The sequence below is a fragment of the Burkholderia sp. 10_S31 genome (genome assembly GCF_056930375.1).
The window spans coordinates 1,732,605-1,745,942 of the sequence record NZ_JBXOWK010000001.1 but is presented as its reverse complement, the minus strand read 5'-3'; the positions used below and the strand labels follow the sequence as shown (position 1 = coordinate 1,745,942).

Annotated in this window: 12 protein-coding genes; 10 read left to right on the top strand and 2 right to left on the bottom strand. The window is 67.1% G+C overall.

Translation table 11 applies throughout. The features are described from left to right. Positions 1-9: 9 nt before the first annotated feature. Both AC1Z3W_RS07910 and AC1Z3W_RS07905 read right to left on the bottom strand, forming a co-directional pair. On the bottom strand, positions 10-1,344 hold the full coding sequence (locus AC1Z3W_RS07910; RefSeq protein WP_175824564.1) for a type II toxin-antitoxin system HipA family toxin: 1,335 nt from the start codon (positions 1,342-1,344) through the stop codon (positions 10-12). Between the two features lie 3 nt (positions 1,345-1,347). After that, positions 1,348-1,596 (bottom strand): helix-turn-helix domain-containing protein, encoded by a 249-nt coding sequence (locus AC1Z3W_RS07905; RefSeq protein WP_175824563.1) that lies wholly within the window; start codon positions 1,594-1,596, stop codon positions 1,348-1,350. A gap of 260 nt (positions 1,597-1,856) precedes the next feature. Here AC1Z3W_RS07905 and sapR point away from each other — a divergent pair, with 260 nt between their 5' ends. The 10 genes from sapR to AC1Z3W_RS07855 all read left to right on the top strand — a co-directional run bounded on the left by sapR (position 1,857) and on the right by AC1Z3W_RS07855 (position 13,335). Next, positions 1,857-2,738, top strand: a complete 882-nt coding sequence (gene sapR / locus AC1Z3W_RS07900) for a sap1 transcriptional regulator SapR (protein WP_124832254.1) — start codon at positions 1,857-1,859, stop codon at positions 2,736-2,738. A gap of 17 nt (positions 2,739-2,755) precedes the next feature. Continuing rightward, positions 2,756-3,319, top strand: a complete 564-nt coding sequence (gene ddpX / locus AC1Z3W_RS07895) for a D-alanyl-D-alanine dipeptidase (protein ID WP_483507398.1) — start codon at positions 2,756-2,758, stop codon at positions 3,317-3,319. A gap of 64 nt (positions 3,320-3,383) precedes the next feature. After that, positions 3,384-4,985, top strand: coding sequence for an ABC transporter substrate-binding protein (locus tag AC1Z3W_RS07890; protein WP_483507397.1), 1,602 nt, complete (start codon positions 3,384-3,386; stop codon positions 4,983-4,985). A gap of 10 nt (positions 4,986-4,995) precedes the next feature. Further along, complete coding sequence (locus AC1Z3W_RS07885) at positions 4,996-6,066, top strand: ABC transporter permease (protein WP_483507396.1); 1,071 nt, start codon at positions 4,996-4,998, stop codon at positions 6,064-6,066. A 66-nt stretch (positions 6,067-6,132) separates the two neighbouring features. Beyond that, positions 6,133-7,047 carry a nickel transporter permease gene (nikC, locus tag AC1Z3W_RS07880; RefSeq protein ID WP_175824560.1) on the top strand — a complete coding sequence of 305 codons (915 nt, stop codon included), beginning with the start codon at positions 6,133-6,135 and terminating at the stop codon, positions 7,045-7,047. Between the two features lies 1 nt (position 7,048). After that, positions 7,049-7,963, top strand: coding sequence for an ABC transporter ATP-binding protein (locus tag AC1Z3W_RS07875; protein ID WP_483507395.1), 915 nt, complete (start codon positions 7,049-7,051; stop codon positions 7,961-7,963). Then, positions 7,960-8,736: an ABC transporter ATP-binding protein gene (locus AC1Z3W_RS07870; RefSeq protein WP_057924923.1), complete on the top strand. Its 777-nt coding sequence runs from the start codon at positions 7,960-7,962 to the stop codon at positions 8,734-8,736. Before AC1Z3W_RS07875 ends, AC1Z3W_RS07870 begins: the two co-directional genes overlap by 4 nt. Positions 8,737-9,140: 404 nt before the next feature. Beyond that, on the top strand, positions 9,141-9,692 hold the full coding sequence (locus AC1Z3W_RS07865; RefSeq protein WP_057924922.1) for a fimbrial protein: 552 nt from the start codon (positions 9,141-9,143) through the stop codon (positions 9,690-9,692). Between the two features lie 110 nt (positions 9,693-9,802). Continuing rightward, positions 9,803-10,543 (top strand): fimbrial biogenesis chaperone, encoded by a 741-nt coding sequence (locus AC1Z3W_RS07860; RefSeq protein WP_057924921.1) that lies wholly within the window; start codon positions 9,803-9,805, stop codon positions 10,541-10,543. Between the two features lie 194 nt (positions 10,544-10,737). Beyond that, on the top strand, positions 10,738-13,335 hold the full coding sequence (locus AC1Z3W_RS07855) for a fimbria/pilus outer membrane usher protein (protein ID WP_483507394.1): 2,598 nt from the start codon (positions 10,738-10,740) through the stop codon (positions 13,333-13,335). The last annotated feature ends 3 nt before the right edge of the window (positions 13,336-13,338 follow it).

The following is a 13,338-nucleotide window of genomic DNA, read 5'->3' as shown; positions in this document are numbered from 1 at the left end:
CACCCGACGTCAGGTGCGCGGCATGTCGGCGAGGCGCTGCGCGGCGAAGCGCAATCCGCCCAGAATGCGCTCGGCGATCCTCGCCGGAAACCCGGCCGGCAGCGCCGCGCCGACCGACTCGATGACGTGCGGTGTCGCAGCGACGAGCCGCTCGACGATCGGCGTCGCGATATCGCCGAGCAGACAATGTTCGGCCATCGCGCTGAAGTGCCGGCGCGTGATGTCGCGCATCGCATAGTGCTTCCGCTTGCCGTGTACGGCCATGGCAAGCTTCGCCTTGTGCCACGACCACTGGTTCGCGCCGTCTCCCTCGACCGGCCAGATCGACATCACGTCATAGAGCGGCGTCAGGCGGAAACGGCCGCGCGGCAACAGGCGCAGGCTGAAGTTCTTCGCATGCCCGTCCGGTGCGGCGAGCATCCAGAACACGACCAGCGCGGTGAACAGCGTGTCGAGGTCGGCCTGCGCCGTTTCCGACCGACGCAGGATGGCCGCAAGATCGGGCACGCCGGGGCCGCCCTGCGATTCGTATTTCAGATGCGGCGGCACGCCGAGCGCCTGGCAGAAATCCTCTTGAGGCAAGCGCAACAGCCATCCGCCGTCACGATGCAACGCACGATCGAAGCGCGCGACCGACAGCACCTTGTGTTCGCCGAAACACACGATTTCGGCATCGGCCGTCGGCAAACCGTACGCGCGCAGGATCTCCAGGCACAGCCACTCGTTTTCGACGGATGCCGTGAGATCCGCGCGCTTGTTGCCGACCAGTCCGAGCGGCAACTTGAGAATATGCGTCGTCGGCGTCGCGCCATGCGGGCGCATCCACCGCCCGTCGTGAAACAACAGCGCGGTCTTTTCCTGTGCGCCGGCCAGGGACAGACGGAAGTCGTCATCATCCTCCGCACCGCCCGCCACCCCGCTCGCCTGATCAAGCGCGCGCGCCACCTCGTCGTCCGACAACGGGGTACCATCGATCCGGCCATGACCCATCGGCGTTTCGTCCTCGCCGAGCAGCTGAACAGCACCGACGCAGTCCCGTCCGAGCGCGGCAAGCAGATCGAACGGCTCGATCGTTGCCGTGCCGAACCGGGACGCGAGCCGGCGGCGAATCGCGTCGCTGTCGGGTAGCAGATTGTCGAAGTAGTGATTCACGCGCTCGCCGCGCAACGGTGCATCGCCGACGCCGAACGGCAGCGACAGCGACAGTGGGCGGCCGGCATCCGACTGCTTCCAGCCGGCGTCATACCGCAACTCCATGTCGCCGCGCGCGGGAATCCGCCAGGTTCCGACCCGCTGACCGTTGGCCCAGATCGATAGTGCGCGGGTATGCGATTTACGCCCCATCGCTTACCACTCGACGTCGCCGGTGTCGCGCCCGCCTTTCGACCGGATGCTGAGTTCGAGACCGTACAACGCGGTCAACTCGAGCAATTGGCTGAACGACAGGCTTGCGGTGCGCGTGGTCTCGAGCGACGACAGGCGCGACTGGCCGACGCCGATGCGCGCCGCCGCCTCGGCTTGCGTCAGCCCGTTCTCCTGACGCGCAGACGACAGGATCTCACCCAGTTGCGTGGGGGTATTGACGATGAAATTCACGGCATGGAGTCCAGTAGGCAATAAACGCAGTATATCTCTGACAAACATAAACGCAAATTATTCCTGTCAGAGATATGCGCCGAATATGTCTGACAGGAATAATTTGCCCGCTGCCGTACATAACCCCTCCTGTCGTTAGCGGAGCCTGCCCAACCCTATCACCCTGCCCCAACCATAGTTTTTATCTGCTGGCGCGAATGATTTTGGCTTTGTTAGATGAATGACACCAAATCATCAGATGACAAACATCTAACAGCTCGATGACCTGCGCGTTCGCCCATACCGTCGAATCCCGCTTTGCCGAACTGACGCCGACCGCGAAGCGCATCGCGAGCTACATGCTCGCGAACCTCGACCGGCTCGGGCTCGAGACGGCCGACCAGATCGCGCAGCAGGCCGGCACCAGCGGCATCTCGGTCGGACGCTTCCTGCGCAGCGTCGGCTACCAGAACCTCGACGACCTGAAACGCGAGCTGCGCGGCGGCAGCGACCGCCCGTGGATGATCACCGATCGCCTCGACGAATACCGCCGCACCGCAGCCGCACCCACGACCGCCGACGACGGCAACCGCAGCGACGGCACGCTGGCATCGTCGCTCGATCGCGAACTCGACGCGATCCGCCACGTGTACCGGCTCGCGGAAGAGCCGGTGTTCGCTCAGGTCGCGGACCGGATCGCGCATGCCGACGCCGTGTTCATCCTCGGTATCCAGTCGACCCGCGGCATCAGCAATGCGTTCAGCAGTTATCTCGAATACCTGCGCCCGCGCGTGTTCTATTCCGACGGCCAGTCGGGCTCGTACGTCGATTCGCTGAATTCCGAGTTCGAGCGGCCGTACTGCATCGTCACCGATACGCGCGCCTATTCGCGTAGCGCGCGCCGCTATTGCCAGGCGGCCGCCGAGCGCGGCCAGCCGTTCGCGCTGGTCACCGATCTCTATTGCCCGTGGGCGCGCGAATGGCCGGCCGACCTGCTGCAGGTGAAGACCGACGTCGGTCAGTTCTGGGATTCGCTCGCGCCGCTCACCTGCCTGTTCAACCTGTTGATCACCGCCGTGGTCGACCGCCTCGGTCCCGCGATCGACCGGCGCGTCGCGCGCAACCGCGAGCTGCAGCGCACATTCGACCAATTCGAATCCTGAGCGAACCCGAACCGCCGATGAACCGTCACCGCCTCGTCGAAATCACGCCCGCCACGCATCGCGTCGAGATCGACCTCGTCTACGCGACCGAGCGCAACCTGACCGGCAAGCCGATCTACCGGCGCGCGCACTGCCTGCTGCTCGAGCCGGCCGAAGCCGCGCTGCGTCGCGCGGTCGACGTCGCCGCGCAGGCCGGCTTCACGCTGCGCATCTACGATGCGTACCGGCCGCCGCAGGCGCAGCAGGTGCTGTGGGATTTCCTGCCCGATCCGAACTTCGTCGCCGATCTCGGCCGCGGCTCGAACCACAGCCGCGGCACCGCGCTCGACCTGACGCTCGTTGGCGCGAACGGCGAGCCGCTCGACATGGGCACCGGTTTCGACGAGATGGTGGCCGCGTCGGGCCACTTCCACGCGGGGCTGCGCGAAGCCGTGCAACGCAACCGGCTGCTGCTGCTCGGCGTGATGCATGCGGCCGGCTTCGCGCATATCGACAGCGAGTGGTGGCACTACGAGCTGCCCGGTTCGCGCGCGCTGCCGCAGATCGACAACGCGGCGAGCGGCCCGTGGCGGCTGATGTAACGACGATGCACGTTCCCCTCACCGTTCACGTTCAACGACTTCAACGACCGATGGAGAAGCGCCCATGAAACCCCAGACATCCCGGCTCGTCGCGGCGCTGGCTGCCGCGTGCGTGCTCGCCGCCGTTCCGCTTCGCGCCGTGCACGCGGAAACGCCGAAGGACATGTTCGTGATGGCCACGCTGCTCGACGAATTCACGACGCTCGATCCCGGCGAGATCTACGAGCTGGTGCCGGAGGAATACGTCGCGAACACATACGACCGGCTCGTGCGCGTCAACCTGCGCGATCCGTCGAAATTCAACGGCGATGTCGCGCAGTCGTGGACGGTGAGCCCCGACGGGCTGACCTATACGTTCAAGCTGCGCTCGGGTCTCAAGTTCCACTCGGGCAACCCGCTGACGGCCGACGACGTCGCGTGGTCGATCCAGCGCGCGGTGCTGCTCGACAAGGGTCCGGCCGCCGTGCTGACCGGCATCGGCCTCACGAAGGCGAACGTCGCGGCGAACGTGAAGAAGCTCGACGACCAGACGGTGTCGATCACGACCGACCACAAGTACGCGCCGACCTTCGTGCTGAACGTGCTCGGCTCCTGGCCCGCGTCGGTGGTCGACAAGAAGCTGCTGCTGTCGCACCAGCAGGGCAACGATTTCGGCAACGCATGGCTGAAGACCAACGAGGCCGGCTCGGGCGCCTACAAGCTGGTCAAGTGGAGCGCCGGCGACAGCATCGTGCTGCAGCGCTTCGACGGCTACCGGCTGCCGCTCGCGATGAAGCGCATCGTGCTGCGCCATGTGCCCGAAGCGGCAAGCCAGCGGCTGCTGCTGGAAAACGGCGACGTCGACGCGGCGCGCGACCTGAGCCCCGACGATCTCGCGTCGGTCGTGAAATCCGGCAAGGCGAAGGTCGCGGCATCGCCGCAGGCGACGCTGCTGTATCTCGGCCTGAACACGAAGAACCCGACGCTCGCGAAGCCCGACGTGCAGGAAGCGCTGAAGTGGCTGGTCGACTATTCCGGTATCCAGGCCAACGTCGTGAAGACGACCTACAAGGTGCACCAGACCTTCCTGCCGGAAGGCTTCCTCGGCACGCTGAATTCGAACCCGTACAAGCTCGACGTCGCGAAGGCGAAGGCGCTGCTCTCGAAGGCCGGCGTGCCGAACGGCTTCTCGGTGACGATGGACGTGCGCAACGACTATCCGTACACGGAGATCGCGCAGGCCGTGCAGGCGAACTTCGCGCAAGCCGGCGTCAAGGTGCAGCTGATCCCCGGCGACAACAAGCAGACGCTCGCGAAATACCGCGCGCGCCAGCACGACATCTACATCGGCGAATGGTCGGCGGACTACATCGACCCGCACAGCAACGCGCAGGGTTTTGCATGGAACCCCGACAACTCCGACAAGTCGAGCTATAAAATGCTGGCCTGGCGCAACAGCTGGGACATTCCGCAACTGACGAAGGAAACCGACGCCGCACTCGCCGAGCCGACCGCCGCGCAACGCGCGCAACGGTATCAGGCGATGCAGAAGGCGCTGCTCGCGCGCTCGCCGTTCGTGATCATGTTCGAGAAAGTCGCGCAGGTCGCGACGCGGCCCGGCGTGAGCGGGCTCGAAGTCGGGCCGATCAACGATCTCGTGTCGTACCGTAACCTGAAGAAGCAATAAGATTCGCCGCATGTCGACTCCCGCCTCCTCCCTCGAAGCACTGCGCACGCTGTCCGCGCGGCACCCGGCCGTGCGCTGGGCGCTGCGCGTGCTGCGCTGGGCGCTCACGCTCGCCGTCACGTTCGCGGGGCTGCTCGCGCTGACGTTCGTGATCGGCCGCAAGGTGCCGATCGATCCCGTGCTCGCGATCCTCGGCGATCGCGCGTCGGCCGAGGCGTACGCGGCCGAGCGCATCGCGCTCGGTCTCGACAAGCCGCTCGTCACGCAATTCCTGATCTACGCGCGCGACGTGCTGCACGGCAATCTCGGCATGTCGCTGCTGACGTCGAACCCGGTGCTCGACGACATCCGGCGCGTATTTCCCGCCACGCTCGAACTCGCGACGATCGCGACCTTGATCGGCATCGCGATCGGCGTGCCGCTCGGCGTCGCGGCCGCGGTGAAGCACAACCGGCCGATCGACCACCTTGCGCGCTTCGTCGGCCTGATCGGCAATTCGGTGCCGGTGTTCTGGCTCGGGCTGATGGGGCTGCTGCTGTTCTATGCGCGGCTGCACTGGGTCGGCGGCCCCGGCCGGCTCGATCCCGTGTACGACGGCATGGTCGACCCGCGCACGGGCAGCCTGCTGATCGACGCGGCACTCGCGGGCGAGTGGGACGTGTTCCGCAACGCGGTGTCGCACATCGCGCTGCCGGCCGCGATCCTCGGCTACTACTCGGTCGCGTACCTGAGCCGGATGACGCGCTCGTTCATGCTCGACCAGCTGAGCCAGGAATACATCGTCACCGCGCGCGCGAAGGGCCTGTCCGAGCGCCGCGTGATCTGGCGGCATGCGTTCGGCAACATCGCCGTGCCGCTCCTGACCGTGATCGCGCTCACGTACAGCAACCTGCTCGAAGGCTCGGTGCTGACCGAGATCGTGTTCGCGTGGCCGGGGCTCGGCTCGTACCTGACGGGCGCGCTGCTGAACGCCGACATGAACGCGGTGCTCGGCGCGACGCTCGTGATCGGCGCGATGTTCATCACCGTCAACCTGCTGACCGACGCGCTGTACCGCGTGTTCGATCCGCGTGCGCGCTGAGGGCCGCATCGACATGACCGCTTCCATCGTGCTTCTTTCCCCGTCCATGCCGAAGGCCGTCCGACCATGAATGCCGAGCGTCTCACGCTGCGCGCGTGGCTTCTTTCCGACGCGCCCGCATCGCGCTCGCAGGCCGCGTTCGGCCTCGCGTACCGCCGCTGGCGCCGCTTCGCGGTCAATCCGCTCAACCTGTTCGGGCTCGCGATCCTGGTCGCGCTGATCGTCGTCGCGATCGTCGGCCCGCTGATCATGCCGCACGATCCGCTGCGCCAGGTGCTGTCCGACCGCCTGCTGCCGCCCGGCTCGGCATCGTACTGGCTCGGCACCGACCAGCTCGGCCGCGACATCCTCTCGCGGCTGATCGGCGGCTCGCGCCTCACGCTCGGCATCGCGCTGCTCGTCGTCGTGATCGTCGTGCCGATCGGCCTCATGATCGGCACGACGGCCGGCTATTGCGGCGGCTTCGTCGACAGCGTGCTGATGCGCATCACCGACATCGCGCTCGCGTTCCCGAAGATCGTGCTCGCGCTCGCGTTCGCGGCCGCGCTCGGGCCCGGCGTGATCAACGCGGTGGTCGCGATCTCGATCACCGCGTGGCCCGCGTATGCGCGGCTCGCGCGTGCGGAGACGATCCGCATCGCGCAGGCCGACTACATCCATGCGGCGCGGCTGCAAGGGGCGTCGGGCCCGCGGATCCTGCTGCGCTACATCGTGCCGCTGTGCATGTCGTCGGTGATCGTGCGCGCGACGCTCGACATGGCCGGCATCATCCTGACCGTCGCGGGGCTGGGTTTCCTCGGCCTCGGCGCGCAGCCGCCGAGCCCCGAATGGGGTTTCATGGTCGCGTCCGGCCGCAACGTGCTGCTCGACGCGTGGTGGGTCGCGACGCTGCCCGGCATCGCGATCCTGCTCGTCAGCCTCGCGTTCAACCTGCTCGGCGACGGGCTGCGCGACGTCTTCGATCCGCGTCATGGAGCGTGACATGTCACTGAATTCCGTCAACGCACCCGCGCCGCTCTGCGAGATCGACGGCCTGAAAATCGGCTTTCGCGGGCACGACGGTGTCGTCACCGACGCGGTGCGCGACCTGTCGCTGACGCTTGCGCCCGGCGAACGGCTCGGCATCGTCGGCGAATCGGGTTCCGGCAAGTCGCTGACGGGCCGCGCGCTGCTCGGCCTGCTGCCCGAAGCCGCGCACTGCTCGGCCCGCACGATGCGCTTCGCGGGCCACGACCTGCTCGCGATGTCGGCGCGCGAGCGCCGGCGCCTGTGCGGCAGCCAGATGGGGATGATCCTGCAGGATCCGAAGTATTCGCTGAACCCGGTAATGACCGTCGCGAAGCAGATGGGCGAAGCGTTCCGGCTGCACGAACCGGGGTTGCGCGGCCGCGCGCTGCGCGAGCGGATCGTCGATGCGCTCGCGGCCGTGCAGATCCGCGATCCGGCGCGCGTCGCCGATGCGTATCCGCACGAGCTGTCGGGCGGCATGGGCCAGCGCGTGATGATCGCGATGATGGTGTCGACCGGCCCGCGCCTGCTGATCGCCGACGAACCGACCTCCGCGCTCGACGTCGCGGTGTCGATGCAGGTGCTGGCGGTGCTCGATGCGATGATCGCGCGGCACGGCACGGGCCTGATGTTCATCAGCCACGACCTGCCGCTCGTGATGTCGTTCTGCGATCGCGTCGCGGTGATGTATGCGGGCCGCGTCGTCGAAACCTGCGCCGCGCGCGACCTGCGCGATGCGACGCATCCGTACACGCGCGGGCTGCTCGCGGCGAATCCGCCGCTCACGAACCCGCCCGACGAACTGCCCGTGCTGCGGCGCGATCCGGCGTGGCTGAACGCCGTTTCGCCCGCGCGATCCCCGAATGAACCTCAGGAGGCCGCACGATGATCGACGTCGATCACGCCTCGATCCGTTTTCCGACCCGCACGGGCCATGTCGACGCCGTGCGCGATGCGAGCTTCGCGGTACGCGACGGCGAAGTGTTCGGACTCGTCGGCGAATCGGGCTCCGGAAAGTCGACGCTGCTGCGCGCGCTGACCGGCCTCGTGCCGCTCGCGGGCGGCAGCCTGTCGATCGACGGACGGCCGGTCGGCGGCACGCCTGATCGCGCATTCCGCCGCCAGGTGCAGATGGTGTTCCAGGATCCGTACGCGTCGCTGCATCCGCGCTTCACGGTCGACCAGACGCTGCGCGAGCCGCTGTCGATCCACAAGATCGACGACGCCGACGCGCGCATCGCCCGCGCGCTGTCCGAGGTCGGGCTCGGCCCGGCGTTCCGCTTCCGCTATCCGCACCAGTTGTCGGGCGGCCAGCGCCAGCGTGTCGCGATCGCGCGCGCGCTGATCGTCGAGCCGCGCGTGCTGCTGCTCGACGAGCCGACCTCCGCGCTCGACGTGTCGGTGCAGGCGGAGATCCTGAACCTGCTGCGGCGCCTGCATCGCGAACGCAACCTGACGATGATCCTCGTGAGCCACAACCTCGCGGTGATCGGCTTCCTGTGCCAGCGCGTCGCGGTGATGCAGCATGGCGAGATCGTCGAACAGCTGCGGATCGAGGACGTGCGCGCCGGACAGGTCGCACGCGATTACACGCGCACGCTGCTGCGTGCGACCGAGGGCTATCGCCGCCTCGGCCCGGCAATCGACACGCCCGCGGCCTGACGCGCGGCGCGCATGATATTGAGGCCGCGCGCTCGCGCGAGCCTTCCCGGCATGACGTGATTGCGCCGCACGGCACACCGCACGTCCTCGCCCGCCACCCGCCCGATATTTCAATTCCCGTCCGCTTCGAATAGCGCGACCGATACAGCCGCGCCGATCGATTTCCGATGACGGGGCCGAATCGCATGCCGTTCATCAGCGGCCCCCACGCCGCTGCCCGCCTGAATGCCGATCCCGGCAAATAACAAATTTAGTACTTGTCTCATTAGAAAAATATAACGCTTCGTACTAGTCGCATTACAAATTCATTACATGGCCACCATAATTTCAACCGAAACGCGCCATTCGAATATTTAAATTCAATTTGCGCTTTCTAAAACCGACGTTTATCTGGAGATTTAAATATGAGCATCATCAAGCGCAGCGCCATTCCGTTCCTGCTCGTCGCCGCGAGCGCGGCCGTTTCGTCCGCGGCCTACGCGGCTGACGGCACCATCGACTTCCGCGGCAACGTTATCGCGTCGACGTGCAGCGTCGAAGGCGGTTCGGATCTCACCGTCCCGCTGCCGCCGGTCAGCACCACGGCACTCGCCGATGTCGGCTCCGTCGCCGGTCGCAGCGCGTTCTCGCTGGCGCTCACGGGCTGCGCGGTCGGCGATGGAAATCCGGTGAAGGTCGGCGTCATGTTCGAAAACGGCACGAACGTCGATCAGTCGAGCGGCCGACTGACGGTCGACACGGGCGCCAAGGCCGCCGAAGGTGTCCAGATCAACGTGCTGGATTCGCAACAGAAGCTGATTCCGGTTGGCGCGCAAACCGGCGCGAGCACCGAGATGGCCGCGATCGATGCCGACGGCAAGGCGAAGCTGAACTACTTCGCCGAGTACTACGCCGCGGGCGCCGTGAAGGCCGGGGACGTCAGTTCGCGTGTCGAGTACTCGCTGATCTACCAGTAAGGACGAGGCATGGAGGTTGCCGCTCCGGCAGTCTCCACGCGTCACGCCGTGCGGCGCGGAATCCGTCGATCCGCCCGCTCCCTGCCCCCACGATCCGAGTCCGCACGCCCATGAAACTGTTGAAGCTCTTCCGTACGCTGACCCTCGCCGTCGCCGCCTTCGCGTCGCAAGCCGACGCGAGCGTCGTGATCGCCGGCACGCGCGTCATCTTCCCGTCCAGCGAGCGCGAGGTCACGATCCAGCTCACGAACGACAGCAAGCGTCCGGCGCTGGTGCAGGCCTGGCTCGACGATGGCGACAGCCGCGCGCTGCCCGAGAACATCGACGTGCCGTTCACGCTGACGCCGTCGGTCTTCCGGATGGAAGCCGGCAACGGCCAGGCGCTGCGTCTCGTGCACACCGGCGAACCGCTTCCCGCCGATCGGGAATCGCTGTTCTGGCTGAACGTGCTCGAAGTGCCGCCGAAGGCGTCCGTGGCAGAAGACCGCAACCGCATCCAGCTGGCGTTCCGCTCGCGCATCAAGATCATGTATCGCCCCGCCGGGCTGGCCGGTAATGTCGACGACGCTCCCATGCAGCTCGACTGGCGCGTGGTTCGTGTCGACGGCGGCTACGCGCTCGAAGCCAGCAATCCGACGCCGTTCGTCGTCAATTTCGGCAACGTGCTGCTGAAGTCGGCCGGCCGCAAGCATGACGCGGGCATGGGCTACGTGCTGCCGCGCGGCACGCAACGGTTCCCGATCAAGGATCTCGCCGGCGCGCCCGCCGCGGGTGCAACCGTCGAATTCGGCAGCATCAACGACTGGGGGCGTGCGACCGACATCGAACGTCCGGTCAGCGTCGAACCGTAACGCGACCGACGCCGGCAGCACGCATCCACGACGCGCCGGGCGCGCCGCCTCTTTCGTCCGACGCCACTTCGGCCGTCCCGGTCAGCCCGGACAGACAACCCGGATTTGCCACTCACCGCCGCAGCGCAGCGCGTCCGCACGCCTGCGCCGGCGAAACGCGCCCGCTCGCCCCGAAACTTTCTGGAGTATTGCGCATGACCCCGACTCGACTGCCGCACCGCGGCGCGGCCGACTTGCCGCGCGTCAAGCCGATCCACCTGCTGGTGGCGGCCTGTGTCGCCGCGTGGTCCGCCGATGGCCGCGCGACGACACCGGCTGCCGCCGAACGCTCGCTCGCGCAAGTCGAGTTCGACGGCGCATTCATGCAGAATCGCCTGGGCAGGGATTTCGACGTGTCGCGCTTCGCCCGGCGCAACGTGACGGCCGCTGGCGTGTATACCGCCGACGTGCATGTCGGTCCCGACTGGATCGGCCGCTACGACGTGCGCTTCGTGGCCGCGCCGGATTCGGGCGACGCGCGTCCGTGCTTCGACCGCACGCTGCTCGAGCGTGTCGGCGTCGATTTCGGCAAGCTCGCGCCGGACGTCGTCGCGCGACTGGACGGCAACGACGCATGCCTGCGAATCGAGGAAGTCGTGCCGGGCGCCAGTGCGGCATTCGACTTCACGCGACAGACGCTGAGGCTGTCGATCCCGCAGGCGTCGCTCGCGCGCAAGGCACGCGGCTACGTGAGCCCCGATCAATGGACCTCCGGCGAAACCGTCGGTCTGCTCGGCTACAACTTCAACCTCTACACGTCGAAGGCCAGCGGCCACACCGCGCAAACGCAAGGCTATCTCGGCCTGAACGGCGGCGTGAATATCGGCAACTGGCGCTTTCGCCACGAAGGCTCCTATTCATGGTCGTCGCGCGGCGAGAGCCGGTACCAGGGCCTCGCGACCTATCTGCAGCGCGACCTGCCGTCGCTGTCGTCGCAACTCGTCATCGGCGAAAGCTACACGTCGGGCGAATTGTTCGACTCGACGCCGTTCCGCGGCGTGCGCCTGTCGACGGACGACCGGATGCTGCCCGACTCGCTGCGCGGTTATGCGCCGGTGGTGCGCGGCATCGCGAACAGCAACGCGAAGGTAACGGTCCGCCAGAACGACGTCACGATCTACGAGACGACGGTCGCGCCCGGCAATTTCGAAATCGACGACCTGTACCCGACCGGGTACGGCGGCGACTTGCAGGTATCGGTCGAGGAGGCCGACGGCTCCGTGCACACGTTCTCCGTGCCCTACGCCGCCGTGCCGATGTCGCTGCGGCCCGGCATCGGCCGCTACAGCTTCGTCGCGGGCACGCTGCGCAATCCTCGCGGCTCGAGCCAGCCGCTGTTCACGCAGGCCACCTACCAGCGCGGCCTGACCAACCTGCTGACGGGCTATGGCGGCGTCACACTCGCCGGCGGCTACGCGTCGGCGATGCTGGGCGGCGCGTTCAACACGTCGTTCGGCGCGTTCGGCGCGGACGTCACGCATGCGCTGACCGCAATCCCCGGCGCGAAGCGCTACAGCGGTTCGAGCGTGCGCGTCAGCTATGCGAAGTCGGTCGATGCGACCGGCACCGACATCGCACTCGCCGCGTATCGTTATTCGACGGACGGCTATTTCGGCCTCGACGACGCGATGCAGGCACGCGACGCCGCGCGCAACGACCGCTCGACCCACGCGGTCTGGCGTCAGCGCCATCGCGCGTCGCTCGTGCTCACGCAGCGCCTCGGCGCGACCGGCGGACGCATCAATGCCACGGCATCGGCCGTCAACTACTGGAACCGGCCCGGCTCGGACATCAACTACTCGGTCGGCTATACGAACCAGTTCCGCAACGTGTCCTACAGCCTGACGGCCACGCGGCAGCGCAATGCCGGCGGCGACATGAGCACGCTCTATTACGCCAGCGTCACGATCCCGTTCGGCCGCGAACGCCCGATGACCGTCTCGGGCAACGTGTCGCGCGACACGCTTGGCCGCACGCGCTTGCAGTCGACGCTGTCCGGATCGCTCGGCGACGACCACGCGCTGTCGTACAGCGTCAGCGCGAACCACGCGTCCGGACCGAACGCGGTCACGGACGGCAGCGGCAACGTCACGTACCGTACGCGCGTGGCCGAAGTCAACGCCAGCGCGGGCGCGAGCACGGATTTCCAGCAGGGCTCGCTCGGCGTGCGCGGCGCGCTGGTTGCACACCGCGGCGGCATCACATTCTCACAGCCGGTATCCGAGACGTTCGCGATCGTCGAGGCGCCGGGCGCGGCCGGCGCGCGCATCACGAACGCGGCGGGCGTCAAGGTCGACGGCAACGGCTATGCGGTCGTGCCGTACCTGACGCCATACAGCCTCAATACGATCGCGCTCGATCCGAAGGGCATTTCGATGGACGTCGAACTGAAGGAAACCAGCAGGCAGATCGCGCCGCGCGCCGGCGCGGTGCCGCTGATCCGGTTCGCGACCGACACCGGCCGCGCGGCGCTCGTTCAGGCGCGCCAGGCAGACGGCACGCCGCTGCCGTTCGGTGCCGCCGTGCACGACGAGAACGGCAAGGAAGTCGGCGTCGTCGGCCAGGCGAGCAAGATCTTCGCGCGCGGGCTCGCCGATAGCGGCTCGCTGACGGTTCAATGGGGCGCCGATTCCCGCTCGATCTGCCGAATCGCATATGACCTGCCCCTCGCGGAACATCGCCGGCAATCGTCGGGCATCCGGACCGTGAAGAGTATTTGCCAGCCCGACTCGACGACCACCGACATTCAGTAAGGA

What these genes read in the sequence shown, in the direction of transcription:
- AC1Z3W_RS07910 (WP_175824564.1), bottom strand. Translation starts at nt 1,344, where the DNA reads ATGGGGCGTAAATCGCATACCCGCGCACTATCGATCTGGGCCAACGGT.
- sapR (WP_124832254.1), top strand. Translation starts at nt 1,857, where the DNA reads ATGACCTGCGCGTTCGCCCATACCGTCGAATCCCGCTTTGCCGAACTG.
- ddpX (WP_483507398.1), top strand. Translation starts at nt 2,756, where the DNA reads ATGAACCGTCACCGCCTCGTCGAAATCACGCCCGCCACGCATCGCGTC.
- AC1Z3W_RS07890 (WP_483507397.1), top strand. Translation starts at nt 3,384, where the DNA reads ATGAAACCCCAGACATCCCGGCTCGTCGCGGCGCTGGCTGCCGCGTGC.
- AC1Z3W_RS07885 (WP_483507396.1), top strand. Translation starts at nt 4,996, where the DNA reads ATGTCGACTCCCGCCTCCTCCCTCGAAGCACTGCGCACGCTGTCCGCG.
- nikC (WP_175824560.1), top strand. Translation starts at nt 6,133, where the DNA reads ATGAATGCCGAGCGTCTCACGCTGCGCGCGTGGCTTCTTTCCGACGCG.
- AC1Z3W_RS07875 (WP_483507395.1), top strand. Translation starts at nt 7,049, where the DNA reads ATGTCACTGAATTCCGTCAACGCACCCGCGCCGCTCTGCGAGATCGAC.
- AC1Z3W_RS07870 (WP_057924923.1), top strand. Translation starts at nt 7,960, where the DNA reads ATGATCGACGTCGATCACGCCTCGATCCGTTTTCCGACCCGCACGGGC.
- AC1Z3W_RS07865 (WP_057924922.1), top strand. Translation starts at nt 9,141, where the DNA reads ATGAGCATCATCAAGCGCAGCGCCATTCCGTTCCTGCTCGTCGCCGCG.
- AC1Z3W_RS07860 (WP_057924921.1), top strand. Translation starts at nt 9,803, where the DNA reads ATGAAACTGTTGAAGCTCTTCCGTACGCTGACCCTCGCCGTCGCCGCC.
- AC1Z3W_RS07855 (WP_483507394.1), top strand. Translation starts at nt 10,738, where the DNA reads ATGACCCCGACTCGACTGCCGCACCGCGGCGCGGCCGACTTGCCGCGC.